The following is a 19,523-nucleotide window of genomic DNA, read 5'->3' on the forward strand; positions in this document are numbered from 1 at the left end:
GAGAGTGGGTGGTTATGCAGCAGCTGGTTGAGCTGCCTCCAGGGGCGTACGCCCCTGGAGGGCTGAATGCGGCCTCAAGGTGTTGTACTCCCAGCGCCAGCGATCAGCCAAGGTTTGGGCCTCGCTCACGGTGGTGAACAGCTCGGTGTTCAGTAACTCATCCCTGAACCGGCTGTTGAACGACTCGGCAAACCCGTTCTGCCACGGTGATCCTGGTTCGATGTAGGCCGTGGTGGTGCCGCTGTTCTCGCTCCAGCGCTTGAGGGCGTGGGCGATGAATTCGGGCCCGTTGTCGCTGCGGATGAACGCTGGGGCTGGGTAGAGGCTGGTGAGCTCCTCCAGCACCGCCACGACGTCTCTGGACTTGCAGCGCCTGCCCACCCGGATGGCCAGGCAGAGACGGCTGTGCTCGTCGATCACGTTGAGGAACTTGAGCCGCCGGCCATCGGCCGTGGCGTCGAATTGGAAGTCCATCGCCCAGACCTGGTGCGGGTGCTCAGCCTGGTGACGTCGCACCGAGCCGTCAGCCGGGCGTGCCCTCTTCTGCTTGCGGGGGGTGGGCCGCTGCAGGTTCTCCTCGCGCCAGAGCCGGTGCACCCGCTTGTGGTTCACCGTCCAGCCTTCCCGCCGCAACAGGCGGTGGGCCATGCGCCGGCCCCAGCGGATGTGCTCAGCTGCGATTTCGCGGAGACGATGCCTCAGCTTGGCCTCCTCAAGATCGGCGACCTTGCCGACATGGCGCTGGCTGCTGCGGTGCTGGCCCACCAATCGGCAGACCCTCCGCTGGGATGCCCGGTAACGCTCCTGCAGGACTGTGACGGCCCGCCGGCGACGCTCCGGGCTCAGAAGTTTCCCTCAGCGAGGTCCTTGAGCATCGCCTTGTCGAGCTCTGCTTCCGCCAGAAGCCTTTTGAGCCGGGCGTTCTCTTTCTCCAGCTGGCTGAGCCGTTTGGCCTCTTCTGCCTTCATTCCGCCGTAGAGCTGCCGCCAGCGGTGGTAGGTGGGCTGGGAGACCTCGAGAACTCGGCAGGCGTCCGCAACTGTCTGGCCCTGGGCAAGCAACTGGTCAGCCGTTTTGAGCTTGCGGATGATCTGCTCGGGTGTGTGGCGGGTTCGTTTCATGGTGGAGTCCCCGGCCCAGTCTGGCCGGATGAGGACTCTCATTCACCCTGGACCGATTTTTAGGGGCCACGCCAGGGCGTTCTGAGGCGCGGCCGATCCTTGCTGGGAGGTTGGCGCTGTAGGGCTGTGATGCTGCGTACCAGGACGGGCGGGCTTGCGATAGCTGCCTGAACCGCCACCACCGCAGGCCAGGGTTGGCGAAGCAGTCGCCACCACGCCGACGAGAAGAGCCAGGCTGATGTTGCGGATGACGTTCATGGAATCAGTGATGGTGGGTAGAAGGTTGACTGGGATGTTCTGAGCAGGGCATCCACAGATCGCCCATGGCGTGCACGCCTTCGCAGCCGAGTTCGCGTGCTTTCTCCAAGGCCACCTGTTTGCTGGGGTAAGCCATCAACTGCTCCTGAGCGGCGCCGCTGCTGTTGTGGTGATGTCCATGCCCAGGACTGAACGACCAGATCCCCATGGAGCTCAGCCCAGCAACCACGACACCCATGCCGACGACGCAGGCATTGACCACGCCCATGCCCACGACACCAAGGCTGAACACACCCATGGGCACCACGCCGATGCTCACCACGCCCATCGGCACGACGCCAATCGAAACGATGCCCAGCGGAGCAATGCCGACGGCGATCAGTTTGGGCGGTTCACCGCAACTGCTCATGCTCAAACTCAGTGGTTGTGTTGAGGCTGTCCGTTGGATTGCCCGTGGGTGGCACAGGGCATCCATTGATTGCCCATCTGATGGGCACCAGTGCAGTTGAAGTGCTTCTTCGCGGCGGTCTCGGCTTCTGCTTTGGTGGCATACATGGCCGGCACCCCACTGGTGTTCGCCTGGGCGACTCCCAACAGCTGAATGCCTGAGGCGATAGCGATCAGACTGAAGAGATGTGGAAGCCTTTTGACACCAGGACGTGGTGGCATGGACATTGCGAAGACAGCAGGAACGCAAGCTAGCCCAACTCTCCAGTGCAGCGGAGCCAGCGGAGTCTTAAGTGGTCAGATCGTCACACGCTGGGCTTCCTAAGCTGATCAGAGATTCCCGTTTCTGGAGGGTTGTTGCATGGAGGCTCCGGCTCTGCGGATCGGACAGGTGGCCCAAGCCACGGGTCTGTCGGTGAAGACCGTGCGCTTCTACAGCGATGAAGGGTTGATCCACGCCAGCAGCCGTTCTCAGGGCGGTTATCGGCTCTTCGATCCCGCTGTGGTGGCGGAATTGAGCTTGATCCGGGCCCTGCGGGCTATGGATGTGCCCCTACCGGAGCTGAAACGCATTCTCGATGTGCGGCGATCAGGCCATTGCAACTGCAGCGCTTTGAAAAGCAGCATTCAGACCCGCATTCAATCGATTGATGAGCGACTGACGGAGCTGGTGTCGATGAAAGCCGAACTCGCTCAATTGTTGAGCTCCTGGCAGGAGTGCGGCGGCGTCAAGGAAGGGGAAAGCCTGCAGGTTTCAGCGTCCAACCGCTGACACGTATTGAGCGAAGGAAACCACGGAACCCTATAGGGCATTGCTTGTTGATCATGCCTGTTGTGTTTCGCGGTGCCGCCATTGGCGGTGTGATCGCTCTGGTGATGCAGGCGTGTGGGCCGACACCGCTCGGGGCGGTCGTGCGTGGGGCGTTGGTGCAGCCCATGCATGCCCGCCAATCCATTGCAGCGCAGGGAGTTCAAGGCAAGGCCAATAGCCTCCCGCACTTGCACATCCCTCATGTCCAAACGCTGTCTGCGCCGGCCGATGACCAGTGAGCAGCGGGCCTTTGCCTGCCAACACCTGGGCCTGGCGCATCAACAGGCGCATCGCTTTGCTCGCCGCTGGTCGATGTCAGTCGACGACCTGATCGGCCCCGCCTACGAGGGTCTTTGTAAGGGCGCTATTGGCTTTGATCCCACGCTCGGTCATCGCCCCTCCAGCTATCTCGTCCCAAGGTGAAAGGCGAGTTGCTGCACTACCTGCGCGACACGGGCTTCTCGCTGCGCATCAGCCACCGGCTGCGGGAGCTGTGGATTAAGGCCCGCAAACACGTGGCACAGGGACTCACAGACCAACAAATCGCGGATCGACTGAATGTGCCTTTGCAGCGTTGGCTGGAGTGCCGGCACGCCTGTGGACATCGGCCAGTGCCGCTGCAGGAGGAGCTGATGCGTTCAGGGGATTGAATTAGCGACTCGAGCGCGGTGCCCAGAGCGAGCAGGAATGCAGGGCAACCTCAGCGAGTGTGTATGGACGCTGCCAGATATGACAGTGGCAGATCGGACCAGGAAATCCCAGCAGAAAACGGCAACTCGCGCAGGATCCGCTTCCCATACCAGTGACTGTAGTTGGCATTGAGATCAGAACACCTGTGTTGAGATTGAGCGTGCGAGCAAGAAGCCAGGATCTTGAACTCTTATGGCGTGATTCCTAAGGAAATTCTGGAAAACCCAGCCCGTCTGCGCGAAAATGAACCTGTAATCGCAGACCAGGACTGGGTTGATGGGCGGCAAGCAGCTCGGTTTCACGGACTATGAGCTGACCACGGCCAAGAAGCGCACCAAGCGCGAGAAATTTCTCTCCGAGATGGAGGCTGTGGTGCCTTGGCAGGCACTCATCGATCTGATCGAGCCGCACTACCCCAAGGCGAGCAAGAAAGGCGGCAGGCCTCCCTATCCGCTGGCAACGATGCTGCGCATTCATCTGCTGCAGCAGTGGTACTCCCTCAGCGATCCGGCCATGGAAGAGGCCTTGATCGAGGTGCCCACCATGCGCCGCTTTGCCGGCATCGAGCTGATCAGCGATCGGATCCCGGACGAGACCACGATCCTCACGTTCCGCCATCTGCTTGAGAAGCATGGGCTGGGTGAGCAGATTTTTGACACCGTCAAAGCGCTCCTGGCCGCTCGGGGCGTAACCATGCGTCAGGGCACGATCGTCGATGCCACCTTGATCGCAGCGCCCAGCTCCACCAAGAACAAAGATGGGAAGCGGGATCCGGAGATGCACCAGACCAAAAAGGGCAACCAGTGGTACTTCGGCATGAAGGTCCACGCCGGCGTTGACAAGGACTCAGGCCTGATCCATTCGGTTGTCGTCACCGCCGCCAACGTGCACGACCTCACCCCGGCAGCTGAGCTACTGCATGGAGATGAGGAGGTGGTGTACGGCGATGCTGGCTACCAGGGCATCGCCAAGAGACCAGAAATGGCTGGCAAGACAGCGGAGTTCAGAGTGGCGATGCGGCCCGGCACGCGCAGGGCTCTTCCTGACACCCCGGATGGGAGGGTGCAGGATCTGATCGAGACGGCCAAAGCTCACATCCGCTCCAAGGTTGAGCATCCCTTCCGTGTGATCAAGCAGCAGTTCGGCTTTCAAAAGACCCGGCTGCGAGGCTTGGCCAAGAACCGCTGCAAAATCAACGTGCTTGCGGCACTGTCGAATCTGTACCAGGCCCGACGACAATTACTCGCGACAGTGTGAACAGGGACTTGGTGTGCCTGCACACCTCTATTTAGCCTCAAAACCAGCCGAAAGTGGCTGGATATGTGAGCCAAGGTCATCAAAAAATGGCCTCAGAGGCAATTTGCAGCCAAAACCACTCTTTCTGCTCGCTGCCGCCGCTCAAACACCGCTTGTCCAGAGTTTCCCTAACCGGCGAAGAGTCGAGGTGCTCTCAGATTCTGAAACGAGAGTTCAATCCACAGCCCTGATCCATAGAACCTGAGCGCAATCGAATCGAGCTGATCAGAACCGACTTGTCAGGATGAGGGCGACCACCAAAACACCTGACAGGCCAAGCACCTGTATCCATGCGATCTCAGGCGACATCCAGGGGGCGCATGCAAGACAGAAGGAGGAGAAGACTGCTCATGCCGACTGCATCAGTTGTTCGTGCTGCCAGCGGCGTGACTGCGCGGAATCCAGAGGAGAGAACTCAAGCGACTTGGCTGCCCCCTCCGGAAAGGAGGGCGACTGCAGACGCCCTGTCGTGAGCGCACAGCAATCAAACAATTTAATCGCAGGCAACAGGCGAGTTGGTTTTTTTTGTGTTCATGGGAGCTCGTGAGGTTAATCATGTGATGTCTGTCGTCTATCAAGACCTGCCTTTCACATCGCAGTGCCGACAGGACACCGCAATGACGCATGTGGACGTTTGAACCCGCTCAAACAGATCTGAATCTCAGCCGCGACTGAGTGGCCGTCTGTGGGCTCAATAGATGGCTGCAGGCGATGCCAGGGCCGGCTCGCTCATCCGACTTGTCTTCTCACCCTACTTGCAGACGCTGCTCGAGGGACTAGGCCCTTCTGCAGGAGCTGCTGATGGCCGGACAGCACAGGGTTCTGCGCATTCCAGACGGCACGCAGGGGAGACACCAGTAGCCTCCCGCACCTGCACTTCTTTATGAGTTCAGCCAAACACCGCCACCAACCAGCCCGTCATCTCCCCGGACGGGGGCAAACACCGGCCGCCAACACCGATCAAGACCGCGAACTGCTGCAGTTCAATGTGCGCCTGGCCAAGGCCCGCCAGGCCCAGGCCGACACCAACCGGATTGAGCGCAAGGCCTTCCGCGAGCACGCCCGCATCGAGAACGCCGTCACCGCCTACACCCGGGAACTCTGTTCCCTATTGGATGAGCGGGGTTTTACCCAGGGTGTGACGCTCTCCCGCATCCCGGAAGGCGGGGATTCCGTGCTGATCGTGCAACTGAGCGATCTGCACTTCAACGAGCGGGTTGAACTGCCGTCCAACCGCTACGACTTCACCGTGGCGGCGCAGCGGCTGGCCAAGCTCGCCCAGCGGGTCAAGCAACTGGGCCAGAGCTATGGCGCCCGCAAAGTGGTGGTGGCCTGCCTGGGGGATTTCCTCAACAGCGACCGGCGCCTCGATGAGCTGCTCTCCAACAGCACCAACCGTTCCAGAGCAACCCTGCTTGCCGTCGACATCCTGCGGGCCTTTCTGCTCGATCTACGCGAGCAGTTCGAGCTCGAGGTCTATGGCATCACCGGCAATGAAAGCCGCGTGAACAAAGAACTCGGCTGGAGCGATGAACTCGCCACCGACAGCTACGACCTGATGATCTACGAGATCCTCAAGCGCGGCTTTGCTGGCACGGAGGGGATCAACTTCTGCGGCTTCCGCGCCAACGAGCTCCTGTTTGAGGTGATGGGCCGCACCTTCCTCTGCCTGCACGGCCATCAGATCGGCGCGAATGTGCAGAAGTCGGTGCAAGAGATCACCGGTAAGTACGCCGCTCAAGGCATCACGGTGGATTACACGCTCTTTGGCCACCTGCACGCCAGCGCCATAGGCGACTACCACGCCCGCAACGCCTCCCTGGTGGGCAGCAACGCCTACTCAGAAGCGGGGCTGAACTTCTGCAGCAAGGCGGCTCAGAACATCCACATCGTCACCGCTGCTCCAGCCACAGATCCCAAAGCCAAACAGGCCAAGCCTGCAGCCGCCACCATCGATGGGATGAAGGTTGATCTGCAGGACGTGACTGGAATCGAGCCCTACGTGTTCAACCGCGAGTGGGAGGCCTACAGCCCCAAAAGCGAAAGCAAACTCCACACCCCTTCTGTTGTTTATCAGGTTGTTGTCTGATGACTGTTGCCACTGCCACAGGTGCCATCGGCACCCGCGCCACTGCTCAGCTCGCGACTGAGCTGGCCACATCCGAGCTCCAAAGCGCCCTGCTCCAGGCCATCACCGGGTTGACGCAGCTGGTGAGTCAGCTCAGCCAGCAGTTCCCCATCGCCCAGCCCGCTGCGGCAGCTGAGCCCTGGATGGAGGAGCGCCCCACCCAGGCCAGCCAGCCGACATGCGTGCCCAACCTCTCCCCCCTCTGGGATGAGCTCTCCGTCGTCGAACTCCGCTCCCTCCTGCGCAGCTACCCGATCGATCGCACCTCACTCCCCGCCGCCATCGAACGCCTCCGCCGCAACGAACTCATCGAGGCCCTCAACCAAATCCAAGCCCTCGGCGCCTAAGGGGCCATAGGCCCCCTTGCGATTCAGATCTCGGGCACTCGCACACACCTCACACACGCCTATGACTGCCACCCTCACCGCCGCTCCTCTCTCCCTGGGCGAACCCGCACCGGGAACTCCAGAAGCCCTGCTCCTCCTAGCCAATGCGGGAGTCCTCCCCGCCAGCTCCGGCGCAGACGACCCGCGCTTCTCCGCTGACTCCATCACCACTTGCGTCACCCGCCTGCTTGAGGTGAAGCAACAGCAAGAACTCCTCAACGCCGAGCAGAAGGAACTGAACGAGCAGCTGCGCCTAGCCCACCTGCGCGGGGATCTGCTCACCCTGCTGCCGGCGGGCAAGGACGGCAATGGCTACCAGATCACCCCGGACCTGGTGCTCAACCGCCGCCCCGGCCGCAAGCAGTGGAGCTATTCCATCGACTGCAAGGAGATCGAATGCCAGCTCAAGGCACGCCAGAGTTATGAACAGCAGAGCGGCCTGGCGAGTTACAGCCTGGGTGCGGCGTTCTGGGAGGTGCGGGCCAGTAAGGGCTGACGCTCCTCACGAGAGTTCTCGTCATCAAGAGCCCTGGGTCATCGCCCGGGGCTTTTTGGTGTGCAGATATCCGCCGCAATCAAAAACCCCCGAGCAGCGCCCGAGGGTCATGAAGCAATCAACATTCCAATGGCTTTCGTTGGTCTGGATCGAAGCTGCTGGCGTTGGCGCCTGGGGCCGAACGATCCAGGTATGGGTTGTTTGCTCTCCTGGGGCACCTATGGCGGTGCAAACGGAGTGTCGACCAGTCAGGTGCACAGGTTGAGGACCTTCCTCTTGCCCGGCCGAACGACCTGCCCACGGTTAGGGGATGACTGTTGGAGCAGGGCCCCCATGTGCTTCATTGCTCAGAAGCTGAAGCTGACTCCGGTACCGATGTGGTGCTGCCAGCCCACCCCCCAGCCATCTCCTCCTTGGCTGCTGTAGATCGGCTTCCAGTGTGCGAACACAACGACAGACTCAGCCAGGGGATACTCCAGCTCGATCTCACCTCCCCAATCAGTGCGGAAGGGCAGACCTGAATAGGAACCAGGGCTATAGAAGCGTGGCCCCGCAGAGAGCGTGATGTTCAGAAGATCGATGTTGAAGCCCAGACCAAGCCATGGGTCGGTGTAGTTACCCAGATAGGTTCCTTCACTTTCCCAACCTGTTCTGTTTTCGAGCGAAACAAACACACCGTCAACGATGGTTTCCAGGCCATCACCAAGTGCGAAGTTCACATCCCCATCCCCCAGTGCCCAGATGGCCTGAACACCAACCTCATTTTTCAGGCCAATGACATCATCACCTTGATTGCCGGTGACGTAATACGGCCACCATGTCAGCGAGACCTCAAAACGATCGTTCGGTTGATAGCGCGCCTGAAGATAGCCCTTGACATCGGTGCGGCGATAGGGACTTCCGTCCCCATGGGCGTGATCATGACCAGCGGAATGACTTTCGCTGTGGTGGGCACCATGGTCGTCCTCATGCCCGTCGTCGTGATCATCCCCATGCTCGTCGTCCGAGTCCTCATGGTCATCGTGATGAGCGCTGCCGCCATGACCGTCAACATGAACACGCCCATAGAAATGTTCAGCCTCGCCCCACACCAAAGCAGGACCGATCTGAGCTTCGATGGCGAAACTGCCGCCTTTGTCTAAACCCCACTCAAAGACGGCTCCGAACAACCCGTCGATGGCGTAATGGCGGGGCTGGCCCTCCAGATTGTTCTCCAGGCCTGCGTGGCCCTCCAGTGTCACCACTGGTCGGATCCGAAATTCACCCGGCAGCAGATCATCACCACCTGCAGCGCCATGGGCTAAGGCTCCACTGGGTGAGCCGATAGCAGCCAAAACAGAAAGGATCGAGACGATTGTGTGGCGTGTCTTCATCGGATCGCAGCCCATTGTTGTTGCAGCGCAGAGGCTGTGCGTTGATCACATCGGCCTCCTTGCGCGGTCACAAAGGTGCAGACATTGGCCGTAGCTGTTTGAATCAGCGATTTCCCGGGTGCCAGCCCATCGGCGTAGAGCGGTTGCTTGGCGATGGCGACACCGCTGAAAGAACTGATGCGCCGAAGCGTTTTGGACGGTGGCAACGCCTCAGCGAAGATTGCTTTTGTGCCTGATTGGCGGATGGCCCGGCTGATGGCCCCCAGGCTCGAGGGTCTCAGAGTCCCCCCCGACGCAAAGTCATCGATCACCGGCAGTTCACGAATGCCATAGCGACGGGCAAAAGCTGAAAACGCTCGGTGCTCAGTGACCAGAACACGCTGAGCAGAGGGAACCGTCTGCAGCTGCGCTGCGCTCCAACTCCCTAGTTGGTTCAACACGGCCTGCATGGCCTGGCTGCGTCGCTGCAGTGCTCCAGCTTTTGCTGCTCCAAGGAGAGGCCTCAGTGCAGTGGCGCTCTCGCGGACCATGGCACTGGTGAGCCCTGGGTCGTGCCACACGTGTGGATCCTTGGCTGGGTTACCTGGGGTGGCGCGTTCAGCAACGGCCACCACAGGAGCACTGACACGAATCCGGTTCATCGCCGGCGTGAGGTTGTAGCCATTCACCAACACCAGGCGAGCGGTGCTCAGCGCCTGACGATCTGAACCGCGCAGAGCCATGCCATGGGGATCAGCTCCGGGTGGAACCAGGCACGTCACCCGAGCGTCGCTCTGCACGAGTGACCGCGTGATGTCGCACAGCACGCCATCCACAGAAACCACCGATGGCGGCGGCGCCGCGGCAAGCACAAGCCCAACCAGGGCAGCGGAACCCATGACACAGAAACAAGCTGCCGCGAATGATAATGGTTCTCGCCCTCGTGTCGCCAATGGTTGAGGCCATGGGTCAGCAGGGATCTTTGGGGTTCATCCGCCTGGCTGGCTCGCCTCGCAAGTCGCCAGGCCCCTGCGCCATAACGACCGTTGATCGCAGAGATCTTTGGCGTTTCCCGCGGGGCGACCTTCGACTGTGTGGCCCGTGATGAAGGGACAGGCGCCAGCGACATCGACCCGCTGGATAACGACCGGTCGCTATCACTTCTGAGCAGGTGACGGCACGAGGGAGACACCGGAGCACCGCAATCCCAATCAAAACCCCCCGAGCAATGCCCGGGGGCCTGAACCAATCAACATTCCAATGGCTGTAGATGGTCGAAGCTGCTGGCGTTGGCGCCTGGGGCCGAACGTTCCAGGTGTGGGCGTTGGCTCTCCTGGGGCAGCTGTGCGGTGCAAACGGAGTGTCGATCAGTCAGGCGCACAGGTTGAGGACCTTCCTCTTGCCTGGCTGAACGACCTGCCCACGGTTGGGTGAAGACTGTTGGAGCAGGGGCCTGCAGTCAGCGTGCTTCTGGCAGGTAGCGGGGTGGCGTGTCGTCCATTTGGGCGCCTCCTTGGTTGATGCATACAGATTCGCCCCGCCGCTGGCGCTGAGCAATCGGCGTTTACACGCATTGCCTTGGCGCCCGAGTGGGAGCAAGGTGGCCTTTGGCTTGTGCCTCTAGCCTGGGTCTACGTGGTTAGAGCGCGCTCCAGTAGACAGGCCGCGAGATTGCTCAGCGAGCGACCCTCCTCAAGGCTGCGGCTTTCAAGGTCGCGGAAGGTGCTGTAAGGGATCGTGATGGTGATCCGCTTGCTCGCTCGACTGGATCGCGACTCTCCGCGACAGTCAGAGGGATTTGCGTGGGGCAAGGACAACCTCTATAGCTGAAATCTTTACTTTGTTTTCCGGTTGAGCTCATCACGCCTGTGGCTTCACAAAAGGTCTCGCATCTGATGCATGGTGGCCCGATCCAAACAGGTGATCGGAGTTACGGCAGCGATGCAGCAGAGCGTTGCAGTCTGCAGCCTTTATTCAGGCAGAGAGGGTGCATCATGCGATCGAGCATCCTCGACAATCTCCACGCAGGATTGAGAAAGAATGTGCTCAATCAGTTCTGGCAGTGAGCGATGACTGCGCCCTGCCTGCCTCATCAATTTCTCCAGCAACTCCTCAGGAAGATCAAGATCAAGCCGCCGCGGCATACGGCTTGGATCAAGTTGAAAGCGAGGATCCTGTTCGCCTGGAGCTAACTGGAATGGAGGCATTTCTATGGAGGCGTAGGCCATTGGTGGAGATCAGCTGGCTATAGCAACGGCTGCAGTCCTTATTTTTGGGAGCACGAAACTAAAACGTGACCAATGCTCTTCAATGGCGCGCTATGAGTTTCTTAACGCCCGGGCTTAGGCGGTGTACGAGGTGTCGCGTGTTCAGCGTCCCCATCTCGGCTCCAGCAGTGGCGGTGGTTGCCATTGCGGCGTGCACGGTTTCCACCCCTCCGCCAGGCGCTGACGCCAGAGCTCAACCGCTCGCTCGCGGCTGAGGCGCACACGCCGCTGCAGCAACGGCACTGCTTGATCCCGCAACACCTGGCCGCTGGTGATCTCCAGCTCCTGCTGCCACTGATTCCAGATCGCGGGCTTGAAGTGCAGGACTTGGCGGCCATCACTCAGCCAGCCCTCAGCCGGAGCCGACGGAATCCGCTGACCCTTCTGAACGAACACCCCTCAGCCCGCCTCCGGCGCCCAACCCCGTTGGCGAACCATGTCATCCGTCCAGCCCTGGCAGCGGCGGATCAGGTGTTCGCCCTGGGCGATCTGGCCGCGGTGCAGCTGGCAGGTGAGCACCGGGATGCACTCGGCTCCGGCGTGGTGCCTGAACCAATGGCAGGTCATGCAGACCTTGCGGCTCCGGCTGGGGCGCAGGACGCCCACGTCCAGATACGGCCAGGTCTCGCAGTCACTGCTTGCAGTCACCGCGGTGGGCCGGATTCGAGAAGCAGCCATCAATCTTCTCCATGCGTACACCTGTACTAGCAGGGATTGTGCGGGTTGGCTCGGGCTCTTTGGGCATCGACTGCCTCTGTCAGCCACGCCCGCTGACGACGTCGGAACCCTTCTGGGCCTCACACCATCCCCTTTGCTCGCCTTCTTCCGATCACTTCTGCCTCTAGTCCCAACCCTGCTGCCGATGCTCAGCTGGACGCGCTCCTGTCTGACGCCGCCCACTCACCAGGCAGCCTCAGCCGACGAGCTCACGCTCCCGCCCTTCCAGCAAGACCACGCCTTTGCGGCCTTTGAGCAGGGCGACTGGTTGGCGGAACTGGATCTCCTGCAACTGGGCACGGCTCTGCAGCGCACCGCCATCGCCCGCGGCGGTTACGACGGCCGCTCCTTCGATGTGATGGTCGCCATCGCCGACGTGTTGGAAACCGATCACGGCTGGAGCTTTGAGCAGTCCGACGCCTGGCTCGAGCGGATGGGGCTCTGGGAGGAGGAGGTCTGAGGGTTCAGATCACCGCCAGTAGCCTCCCGTGCGGCCGCTCTGGTCGCAGCGTCGTCTGCCCTGCTGCCGATGAGTGATCACCTCTGGCTCACCACTGCCGAGCTCTGCTCCCATCTGGCCATCAGCCGCTCCACCCTCTTTGCCATCCGCCGTTCGGGGCTGCTCAAGGACGGGCGGCATCTGGTGGCCAAGAACCCAACCAGTTCACGCTCACACCTGCTCTGGCACCGCCAGCGCTGTGAGCTCGCCCTCGGGAGGATCAGCTGATGGGCGAGCAGAGAACCCTTTGGCTCTCAACACCTGAGCTGTGCACGCAGCTCAAGGTCAGCCGCTCCTCCCTGCGCCGATGGGTGCACAGCGGCCTTCTACGAGAAGGGCAGCACTGGGTTCGGATGAACCCCTGCTGCCCGCGCTCCGATCAGTTGTGGCAGCCCGAGCGCTGCGCCGTGCAGATCAACCGGCAGCGGCCTCACTGCCGCCGCTGAGCAGGCGGCGCACGACTGACGCCTTGGTCTGCTCACTACTGATCTCACTCAGATACGTCCGGCGGTGCACCTCTGGGCTATGGCCCATCACGGCCGCCACATCCGCGTAGTTCCAGGTTGTTGTTTCCCGGGCCCGGATCGCATAGGCGTGTCGCAGGTCATAGGGCACGCAGCGCTCTTTCCTTTTCTGTGCCTTCTTCTTGCCCTGGGCCGGCGCTGTTTCCACCCAGGCGTAGAGCTTGTTCTTGAGCTCAAACTCCGCCTTGGCATCGGAGCTGCGCAGCTTGTGGCAGCAGAGCGCCCCGAGTCGTTCGTTGTTGTCGCATCGCTTCACTAGGTCGCGCTCGGGATCGAATGGTTCGCCGTCCTCGTTCACGAATTTGGGCACATGGCGGCGGCGCAGTTCCTCCAGCCGCTGTTCACCGTTGCCCCCGCCCAGCTGATAGCGCTCTACCCACTCCGCCGGCAGGGGAACCGCCGCGCGAAAGCCGGTCTTCGTGACCTTGATATGGCGCGCGGCAACGCCGATGGTGATCAGCCCGTTCTGATCCGGCAGGCCATCGATGTGCCACACCTCATGGGGACGCAGGCCGTAGGTGGCCACCATCGCGAACAACCAACCCCATAGAGGGTCTTCCTCGATCACCTGATCGAGCCACTCCTGGATGGCCTCTGTGCTCGGGATCCGGCGCCTGGATTCACCGGCCGCCAGGAGCACCACCTTCTTGTGATTGACCATTCCCTTGAGCTCTTCGCTCAGGCTCTCGGGCGCAATCGAGCCAAACCCCGCCCGGCGCAGCAACGAAACCACCTCCCGCTTCTGGCGGAAGCCCTGGCGGTGAGTCGCCACAGGCACCAGCGGCTCAGCGGGGTCCGCCAGGTGGGCGCGCAGGCTGTCACCGGTGTGGAGAGCAAAGCGGCGCACATCCGCCTCCCGGGCCGCACCATCGGCCGGCAGCAGGCGGAAATAGCCCTGCCCTTTGAATGGGCCCACCAGGTTCATGTTCACGCCCTGGCGGCGCTGGAACGCCACCACGGCATCACAGATCTCCGGCCAGCTCGGGGCCAGCCGCGGCGCCATGCCGCCTGGCTCATCGCCTGGGCTACCGAGCAGTTGCTCCAGGGTCGCTCCGGGCTGCCTACGCGCCTCGCTCACCAGCCGGAAGCAGAGTTCTTCAATCGCCAGATCGTCCTGGCTGGAGCAGCCGCGCACGGCCCGCTCCCGTACCCGCCGCCCGGGCAGGTTTTCGTACACGCTCACCCAACGGCTGTTGTGCCCCGCCCGCAACCGGAAGGGCAGGTGATGGGCTCGCAACACACCGTTGGCGCTGCTCAAGGCGCTGTTGGCCTGTGTCATGGCTCAAAGGCTTTAAGGGGAGAGTTCCCCAGCCGCTGGCCGATCGGTCTCACGGTGCCCCAAGGGATCCCGTGATGTTTGGGGGTGTTTGGGGGAAACCCCCAAACATTTGGCGCAATTGGCGCCTTCTCAGCACATTCGCGATCTCATTCCGGCCTGGCCCAAAGGCCTTCCAGTAGCCTGAGATCACTTGCTGCTACTGGCAAAAGCCAGTCAGCAAAAGCTGAGACACAAAATGGGTCGTCTGAGATTCGAACTCAGGACCAATCGGTTAAAAGCCGAGTGCTCTACCGCTGAGCTAACGACCCGCCCGGAGCTGGAGAACCAGGTTCGGGGGTGGCCCTTTCGGGCACCACGTGAAGGTATCACCCGGAGGGTCCGGCCTCCAACCGCGCCGAGAATGGGGGCCGATGCCGCCGCTCAGCCGCCTGCCATGCCTGATCAGCCCTGGCCTCAGCCCACGCTGCATCCCGATGCCTGGGTGGCCGACTCGGCCGTGTTGATCGGCGATGTGCGCCTGGCGGCCGGGGCCAGCCTCTGGCCCACCGCCGTGGCCCGCGGCGACGTGTGCGCCATCACCATCGGCGAGGGCAGCAACGTGCAAGACGGCGCCGTGCTGCATGGCGACCCTGGCCAGCCCGTAACGATCGGAGCCGACGTGACCATCGGCCACCGGGCCGTGGTGCATGGCGCAACCCTGGAAGACGGCTGCCTGATCGGGATCGGCGCCATCGTGCTCAATGGGGTCACCGTGGGAGCCGGTGCGCTGGTGGCCGCCGGTTCGGTGGTCACCAAGAACGTGCCGCCGCGGGCGCTGGTGATGGGCGCACCGGCCCAGCTGAAGCGCGAGCTGCGCGAGGAGCAGGCGGCCGAGCAACGCGAACACGCCCGCCGCTACCGCCAACTGGCCATGGCCCACGCCGGCCGCTCCAGCGATCCCGGCTTTTCGCAGGCCTGAATTGCTGCGAATTCAGTCAACTGCCCTGGGGCGCACTCGGTGGCCTGGGGATGGTCCGTAAGATCAGATGAAGCACCTACGTAACGCCCAGTCATGGACGCCCGGCTCCTGCTCGTTGTGACCCCGATCGCGCTGGCCGCTGGCTGGGCTGTGTTCAACATCGGCCGCGCTGCCGTGGGCCAGCTGCAGATGATGCTGAAGCGCGCCAACGGCTGATCGCCGCTTGAGCGTTCGCTCGTCGTTTCTGGCCGGCGTACCGAGAGCCCCCGCCAAAGCGGGGGCTTTTGCATGTTCAGCCCATCCCGGGATTCAGCGCATCTCGCGCGAAACGCCCCTCATTGCCCGAAGGCCACCTGGCAGGCCGCATTGAGCAGCTGAGCTTCGTTGGCGTTCTGCGGGGGGTAACCGTTCAGGGTTCCGGAGCGGCAGTCGGCGCGGAACGTGAGGGTGCTGGATCCATCGTCGGCCTGGAAGGTCACCAGATCGCCCGTGGGCTGCACCGAGCTGTAGTACAGCGAATAGTCCGAATCGGGCACCACGATGTAATTGGTCTGGCTGCTGACGGCGCTGTCCACCAGGCTGTCGATCACCGCGAAGGTGGCCAGGCTGCCCAGGCCCCAGGCGGCGGCCCGGCCCGGCCACCAGCCCCAGTTGTTCCACGTGGAGCCGCCGTACCAGCCATAGCGCCAGGGGCGATTCACGTTCCAGTTGCTGTTCACCCAGTTGGGACGGTTCCGGTCCCAGGTGTTGATCGCCTGGCGGCGGGTGCGGTTGCGGTCATTCACCCGATCGCTGCGGTTGCCCTGGCGGGTGTCCACGCGCCCGCTGCGTTCCGCTGGCCGCGTCTCCAGGCGCAGGCTGCTGCGGTTACTGCCGCCGCTGAACGAGGAGAAGCCCGTTCGAGCACCACTCCCGCCGCGGGAGGCACCGCGACCACCGCCGCCGCGCCCGCCACCGCCTCGGCCGCCGCCCCACGGGCGATCTCCACCGCCGCCGGGATCTCCACCGCGGCGAGCAGCTCCAGCGGCTGCAGCACCAATGCCACCCCCAAAGCCAGGGCGAACCCACGCATCCGAATCGTCATCGTCCGATGGCCTCCAGCAGTCGACGGCAGCCGTTGTCAAAACAGGCGATGTCCACCCGGCCGGCCTCACCGAAGGCCAGCCCCACGGTTTCGCGCCCCTCAAAGGCCGGCCCCTGCGCCTCGGCCTGCACATCGGCCAGGAAGGTGGGGTTCACCACGCAGAAGGCGCGGTCGTTGAAGCAGAGCTCGTTGGTGGCGAAGTTGATCCAGGCGTTGCGCACGCTGGTCCAGGGCGCACCGGCCGCTTTGCGCCCTTCAATACGCACGGTGGGGTCTTCAAGGATCCGGTAGCTGATCGTGCGGGCCCCCAACCGATGGCGGTATTCGGTGGCCTCACCCACCTCCACCGCCTCCACCTGACAGGGCTGGGCCTTGCCCTTACCGAGGCTGCAGGTGGTGTTGAGGCTGTAGATGAGATCCGTTTCCGCGTGCACTGGAGCCCACCCCAACCAGCTGCAGGCGAACCCTGCACTCAGCCACACCAGCAACGATCGATTCATCGCCACCCACGGATCCGATTCCCGCAACCTGATCACAGGCGAAGCGCGCGTCAAGCCGATTGCACTGAGCTGCGGCGTTGTTGACGCTCGCGCGCCCAATCGTCACGGTGAATGCATCCGACATCAACCCATGGCGGCCAAAGACACGATCAAAACCGTGGCGCGCAGCCACCGGCGCTTCAACCGCGAACTGCGCCGCTGGAACAACTACCTCGCCGATGGCAACTGGAAACCCAGCTACCACAGCATGAGCTATGTGGATGGCGACGCGATCATCAATGCCGGCGGAGGTACAGATTTCCGCGATGCCCGGAACTACAACCTCGACTTCGACGTTCTCACCAACGGACAACTCAGTGCGACGCGCACCTTCACCAAGGACGGCACCACCTACAGCCAGGAGTACATCGGCATGGTGGATCCATGGGCCAAGGAATTCCTGATGTGGAGCGTGGATGGCACCGACCAGATGCTCGGCACCATCACCCCCGAGGAGGATGCCTTCACAATCCTGTTGGCCGGGCCAGGGCACATCTGGGATCGCGTCTACGCCACGGTGAACTTCGTGGACGTGGGTTGAGCGCCACGGCCCTGACGCCTGCAGTGTTTAGCTGAAGAGCAGATGGGCAGGGGCCATGCAGGCCGCAGGGTTCAACGGCAACGCGGTGTTGGTGATTGGTGCCGGCCTGGCCGGCACGGAAGCCGCCTGGCAGATCGCCAGCGCCGGCGTGCCGGTGCGCCTGGTGGAGATGCGACCGATTCGCCGCTCGCCGGCGCACCACAGCAGCGAATTCGCCGAGCTGGTGTGCAGCAACAGCTTCGGAGCACTGAGTAGCGACCGCGCTGCCGGCTTGCTGCAGGAGGAACTGCGGCGCCTGGGCTCCCTGGTGATCCGCACCGCCGATGAGCACGCCGTCCCCGCCGGCGGCGCCCTGGCGGTGGACCGTGGCCGCTACAGCGCCGCCCTCACCGCAGCGCTGGAGCAGCACCCGCTGGTGACGGTGGAGCGCCGCGAGCACACCGAACTGCCCAGGCCCGGCGAGATCGCCGTGCTCGCCACCGGTCCGCTCACCAGTGAACCCCTGGCGGAGCAGCTGCGCGCCTTCACCGGCCGCGCCGACTGCCACTTCTTTGATGCCGCCAGCCCGATCGTGGAGGGGGAGAGCATCGATCTGAGCGTGGCCTTCCGCGCCTCCCGCTACGACAAGGGCGATGCCGACTACATCAACTGCCCGATGAACAAAGAGCAGTTCCTCGCCTTCCGCGAGGCGCTGCTGGCCGCCGAGCAGGCCGAACTCAAGAATTTCGAGAAGGAGAACGCCACCTTCTTCGAGGGCTGCCTGCCGATCGAGGAGCTCGCCCGCCGCGGCGAAGACACGATGCGCTACGGCCCGCTCAAACCCATCGGCCTCTGGGATCCGCGCTGGGGCGATGTGAACGACCGCGATGTGCGCCGCGCCAACCGTGCCTACGCCGTGGTGCAACTGCGCCAGGAAGATAAAGACGGCCGCCTCTGGAACCTGGTGGGCTTCCAGACCAACCTCAAATGGGGCGAGCAGAAACGGGTGCTGCGGATGATCCCGGGCCTGGAAAACGCCGAATTCGTGCGTTTCGGGGTGATGCACCGCAACACCTTCCTCGAGGCGCCACAGCTCCTGGATCCCACCCTGCAATTTCGCCAACGGCCCACGCTGCTCGCCGCGGGGCAGATCACCGGCACCGAGGGCTATGCGGCGGCCGTAGCTGGCGGCTGGCTGGCTGGCACCAACGCTGCGCGGCTGGCCCTCGGCCAGGAGCCGTTGCAGCTGCCCTCCACCTCCATGATCGGCGCCCTCACCCACTTCATCGCTGAGGCTCCGAGCGAGAAGTTCCAGCCGATGCCCCCCAACTTCGGGCTGCTGCCGGAATTACCGGAGCGGATCCGCGATAAGCGCCGGCGCTATGGCGCGTATCGGGATCGGGCTCTGGCGGATCTGGAGCCGTTCATGGCAGTCCCATCACAGCCAGCAGAGCCAGTTCCAGCTTGAGCAGTTCCTCGACCGGACGGCTCGCACTACAATTTGGTGCATGAAAAACCGGTCACTCACCATCCGCCTCGAAGACGACCTGGAGCAGGAGCTCGAGGCCGTCTGCGCCGAAACCGGCCGCTCCCGGGGTGAAATCGTTCGCGACGCGTTGCGCAGGCAATTGCAACTGATGCGATTCGAGCGCTTGCGTCGCCAGGCGCTGCCCTTCGGTGAGGCGGCGGGTTGGCTCACCGATGACGACGTGTTCGCCGCCATCTCCTGAGGCGCGTGCGGGTTTTCTTCGACACCAATGTGTTGGTGAGCGCCTTCCTTGCGCGCGGTTTGTGCGCCGATCTGCTGCGGTTGGTGCTCGCGGAGCACACGCTGGTGAGCAGCGAAGTGGTGATCAGCGAATTGCGCGAGGTGCTCAGCCGTAAGGGAAAACTGCCGATCGCGCAGATCCATGCGATCGAAACGTTTCTGCGCGATCAGCCCATTGCACCCAGACCCGAACAAACGCTTGAGCTCGGACTGATCGATGCGGATGACGAATGGGTGGTCGCCAGTGCCGTGCTGATCGACGCCGACCTATTCGTCACCGGTGATCAAGGCGTCCTGGCCTGCGTGGCGCCGCCGATTCCCATCATAAATCCACGCGGTTGCTGGGAACAGTTGCGCTCGCCTGGCTAGAGCTGGACTAGCGC

30 protein-coding genes and 1 tRNA gene are annotated in these 19,523 nt (G+C 62.8%); 16 read left to right on the plus strand and 15 right to left on the minus strand.

Annotation, left to right across the window (positions count from 1 at the left end):
- Positions 1–12: 12 nt before the first annotated feature.
- The 4 genes from CB0101_RS12215 to CB0101_RS12230 all read right to left on the minus strand — a co-directional run bounded on the left by CB0101_RS12215 (position 13) and on the right by CB0101_RS12230 (position 2,048).
- A protein-coding gene (locus CB0101_RS12215; protein ID WP_136643917.1) for an IS3 family transposase occupies positions 13–1,121 on the minus strand; the annotation gives its coding sequence in 2 pieces (ribosomal slippage) (positions 13–857 and positions 857–1,121; 1,110 coding nt in all).
- A 42-nt stretch (positions 1,122–1,163) separates the two neighbouring features.
- Positions 1,164–1,379 (minus strand): hypothetical protein, encoded by a 216-nt coding sequence (locus CB0101_RS12220; RefSeq protein WP_136644141.1) that lies wholly within the window; start codon positions 1,377–1,379, stop codon positions 1,164–1,166.
- 4 nt (positions 1,380–1,383) lie between these two features.
- On the minus strand, positions 1,384–1,788 hold the full coding sequence (locus CB0101_RS12225) for a hypothetical protein (RefSeq protein ID WP_010303120.1): 405 nt from the start codon (positions 1,786–1,788) through the stop codon (positions 1,384–1,386).
- An 8-nt stretch (positions 1,789–1,796) separates the two neighbouring features.
- Positions 1,797–2,048, minus strand: a complete 252-nt coding sequence (locus CB0101_RS12230) for a DUF3721 domain-containing protein (RefSeq protein WP_083798503.1) — start codon at positions 2,046–2,048, stop codon at positions 1,797–1,799.
- Between the two features lie 139 nt (positions 2,049–2,187).
- Here CB0101_RS12230 and CB0101_RS12235 point away from each other — a divergent pair, with 139 nt between their 5' ends.
- The 7 genes from CB0101_RS12235 to CB0101_RS12260 all read left to right on the plus strand — a co-directional run bounded on the left by CB0101_RS12235 (position 2,188) and on the right by CB0101_RS12260 (position 7,633).
- Complete coding sequence (locus CB0101_RS12235; RefSeq protein ID WP_010303126.1) at positions 2,188–2,598, plus strand: MerR family transcriptional regulator; 411 nt, start codon at positions 2,188–2,190, stop codon at positions 2,596–2,598.
- A 240-nt stretch (positions 2,599–2,838) separates the two neighbouring features.
- Complete coding sequence (locus CB0101_RS15685) at positions 2,839–3,060, plus strand: sigma factor (protein WP_246833767.1); 222 nt, start codon at positions 2,839–2,841, stop codon at positions 3,058–3,060.
- Positions 3,057–3,287, plus strand: a complete 231-nt coding sequence (locus tag CB0101_RS15690; RefSeq protein ID WP_246833768.1) for a hypothetical protein — start codon at positions 3,057–3,059, stop codon at positions 3,285–3,287. The genes CB0101_RS15685 and CB0101_RS15690 overlap by 4 nt, the downstream gene beginning before the upstream one ends.
- Before the next feature lie 316 nt (positions 3,288–3,603).
- The gene (locus tag CB0101_RS12245) at positions 3,604–4,584 is read left to right on the plus strand and encodes an IS5 family transposase (RefSeq protein ID WP_136643901.1); all 981 of its coding nucleotides are present in this window, start codon (positions 3,604–3,606) and stop codon (positions 4,582–4,584) included.
- Positions 4,585–5,506: 922 nt separating this feature from the next.
- Entirely contained in the window at positions 5,507–6,712 is a 1,206-nt protein-coding gene (locus tag CB0101_RS12250; protein WP_136644142.1) for a hypothetical protein, read from the plus strand.
- A complete protein-coding gene (locus CB0101_RS12255) occupies positions 6,712–7,098 on the plus strand; it encodes a hypothetical protein (RefSeq protein WP_010303162.1) in 387 nt (128 codons plus the stop codon). Before CB0101_RS12250 ends, CB0101_RS12255 begins: the two co-directional genes overlap by 1 nt.
- A 61-nt stretch (positions 7,099–7,159) precedes the next feature.
- The gene (locus tag CB0101_RS12260; protein WP_010303167.1) at positions 7,160–7,633 is read left to right on the plus strand and encodes a hypothetical protein; all 474 of its coding nucleotides are present in this window, start codon (positions 7,160–7,162) and stop codon (positions 7,631–7,633) included.
- Between the two features lie 347 nt (positions 7,634–7,980).
- On the opposite strand, the gene CB0101_RS12265 is transcribed toward CB0101_RS12260, so the two are convergent.
- The 6 genes from CB0101_RS12265 to CB0101_RS12290 form a co-directional block, all read right to left on the minus strand.
- On the minus strand, positions 7,981–9,021 hold the full coding sequence (locus CB0101_RS12265) for a hypothetical protein (RefSeq protein ID WP_246833769.1): 1,041 nt from the start codon (positions 9,019–9,021) through the stop codon (positions 7,981–7,983).
- The gene (locus CB0101_RS12270; RefSeq protein WP_010303189.1) at positions 9,003–9,884 is read right to left on the minus strand and encodes a metal ABC transporter solute-binding protein, Zn/Mn family; all 882 of its coding nucleotides are present in this window, start codon (positions 9,882–9,884) and stop codon (positions 9,003–9,005) included. Before CB0101_RS12270 ends, CB0101_RS12265 begins: the two co-directional genes overlap by 19 nt.
- Before the next feature lie 732 nt (positions 9,885–10,616).
- Positions 10,617–10,802 carry a hypothetical protein gene (locus tag CB0101_RS12275; RefSeq protein ID WP_136644143.1) on the minus strand — a complete coding sequence of 62 codons (186 nt, stop codon included), beginning with the start codon at positions 10,800–10,802 and terminating at the stop codon, positions 10,617–10,619.
- A 153-nt stretch (positions 10,803–10,955) separates the two neighbouring features.
- On the minus strand, positions 10,956–11,213 hold the full coding sequence (locus tag CB0101_RS12280; protein WP_136644144.1) for a hypothetical protein: 258 nt from the start codon (positions 11,211–11,213) through the stop codon (positions 10,956–10,958).
- Positions 11,214–11,354: 141 nt separating this feature from the next.
- A complete protein-coding gene (locus tag CB0101_RS12285) occupies positions 11,355–11,648 on the minus strand; it encodes a DUF1651 domain-containing protein (protein WP_136644100.1) in 294 nt (97 codons plus the stop codon).
- A 3-nt stretch (positions 11,649–11,651) separates the two neighbouring features.
- Positions 11,652–11,900: a galactose oxidase gene (locus CB0101_RS12290; protein ID WP_246833752.1), complete on the minus strand. Its 249-nt coding sequence runs from the start codon at positions 11,898–11,900 to the stop codon at positions 11,652–11,654.
- 214 nt (positions 11,901–12,114) lie between these two features.
- Between CB0101_RS12290 and CB0101_RS12295 the strand changes: the two genes are divergently transcribed.
- From CB0101_RS12295 to CB0101_RS12305, 3 genes are all read left to right on the plus strand, one after another.
- Positions 12,115–12,429: a hypothetical protein gene (locus tag CB0101_RS12295; RefSeq protein ID WP_136644145.1), complete on the plus strand. Its 315-nt coding sequence runs from the start codon at positions 12,115–12,117 to the stop codon at positions 12,427–12,429.
- A gap of 69 nt (positions 12,430–12,498) precedes the next feature.
- Positions 12,499–12,696, plus strand: a complete 198-nt coding sequence (locus CB0101_RS12300) for a hypothetical protein (protein WP_010303218.1) — start codon at positions 12,499–12,501, stop codon at positions 12,694–12,696.
- A complete protein-coding gene (locus CB0101_RS12305; protein ID WP_029552706.1) occupies positions 12,696–12,914 on the plus strand; it encodes a helix-turn-helix domain-containing protein in 219 nt (72 codons plus the stop codon). The genes CB0101_RS12300 and CB0101_RS12305 overlap by 1 nt, the downstream gene beginning before the upstream one ends.
- Here the strand turns inward: CB0101_RS12305 and CB0101_RS12310 are convergent.
- Positions 12,883–14,271: a hypothetical protein gene (locus CB0101_RS12310; protein WP_010303221.1), complete on the minus strand. Its 1,389-nt coding sequence runs from the start codon at positions 14,269–14,271 to the stop codon at positions 12,883–12,885. The genes CB0101_RS12305 and CB0101_RS12310 overlap by 32 nt on opposite strands.
- Before the next feature lie 236 nt (positions 14,272–14,507).
- Positions 14,508–14,579: transfer RNA gene (locus CB0101_RS12315), tRNA-Lys, on the minus strand.
- A gap of 125 nt (positions 14,580–14,704) precedes the next feature.
- On the opposite strand from CB0101_RS12315, the gene CB0101_RS12320 reads away from it, so the two are divergent.
- Together CB0101_RS12320 and CB0101_RS12325 are read left to right on the plus strand one after the other, a co-directional pair.
- On the plus strand, positions 14,705–15,229 hold the full coding sequence (locus tag CB0101_RS12320) for a gamma carbonic anhydrase family protein (RefSeq protein ID WP_043716854.1): 525 nt from the start codon (positions 14,705–14,707) through the stop codon (positions 15,227–15,229).
- Positions 15,230–15,322: 93 nt separating this feature from the next.
- On the plus strand, positions 15,323–15,445 hold the full coding sequence (locus tag CB0101_RS12325; protein ID WP_010303228.1) for a photosystem II protein Y: 123 nt from the start codon (positions 15,323–15,325) through the stop codon (positions 15,443–15,445).
- Between the two features lie 119 nt (positions 15,446–15,564).
- On the opposite strand, the gene CB0101_RS15485 is transcribed toward CB0101_RS12325, so the two are convergent.
- From CB0101_RS15485 to CB0101_RS12335, 3 genes are read right to left on the minus strand one after another with little or no spacing between them, the layout of a single operon-like run.
- Positions 15,565–16,047: a hypothetical protein gene (locus CB0101_RS15485; protein ID WP_168187984.1), complete on the minus strand. Its 483-nt coding sequence runs from the start codon at positions 16,045–16,047 to the stop codon at positions 15,565–15,567.
- A complete protein-coding gene (locus tag CB0101_RS15490) occupies positions 16,011–16,313 on the minus strand; it encodes a hypothetical protein (RefSeq protein ID WP_168187985.1) in 303 nt (100 codons plus the stop codon). Before CB0101_RS15490 ends, CB0101_RS15485 begins: the two co-directional genes overlap by 37 nt.
- Positions 16,310–16,813: a hypothetical protein gene (locus CB0101_RS12335; RefSeq protein WP_050778724.1), complete on the minus strand. Its 504-nt coding sequence runs from the start codon at positions 16,811–16,813 to the stop codon at positions 16,310–16,312. The genes CB0101_RS15490 and CB0101_RS12335 overlap by 4 nt, the downstream gene beginning before the upstream one ends.
- 130 nt (positions 16,814–16,943) lie before the next feature.
- Here CB0101_RS12335 and CB0101_RS12340 point away from each other — a divergent pair, with 130 nt between their 5' ends.
- From CB0101_RS12340 to CB0101_RS12355, 4 genes are read left to right on the plus strand one after another with little or no spacing between them, the layout of a single operon-like run.
- Positions 16,944–17,393, plus strand: a complete 450-nt coding sequence (locus CB0101_RS12340; protein WP_029552708.1) for a hypothetical protein — start codon at positions 16,944–16,946, stop codon at positions 17,391–17,393.
- 55 nt (positions 17,394–17,448) lie between these two features.
- Positions 17,449–18,840, plus strand: coding sequence for an FADH(2)-oxidizing methylenetetrahydrofolate--tRNA-(uracil(54)-C(5))-methyltransferase TrmFO (gene trmFO, locus CB0101_RS12345; RefSeq protein WP_010303264.1), 1,392 nt, complete (start codon positions 17,449–17,451; stop codon positions 18,838–18,840).
- A 40-nt stretch (positions 18,841–18,880) separates the two neighbouring features.
- Positions 18,881–19,102, plus strand: coding sequence for a ribbon-helix-helix protein, CopG family (locus CB0101_RS12350; RefSeq protein WP_010303267.1), 222 nt, complete (start codon positions 18,881–18,883; stop codon positions 19,100–19,102).
- Between the two features lie 5 nt (positions 19,103–19,107).
- Entirely contained in the window at positions 19,108–19,509 is a 402-nt protein-coding gene (locus CB0101_RS12355) for a putative toxin-antitoxin system toxin component, PIN family (RefSeq protein WP_010303271.1), read from the plus strand.
- Positions 19,510–19,523 lie beyond the last annotated feature (14 nt).

The sequence above is a fragment of the Synechococcus sp. CB0101 genome, from assembly GCF_000179235.2.
Taxonomy (GTDB): Bacteria; Cyanobacteriota; Cyanobacteriia; order PCC-6307; family Cyanobiaceae; genus Vulcanococcus.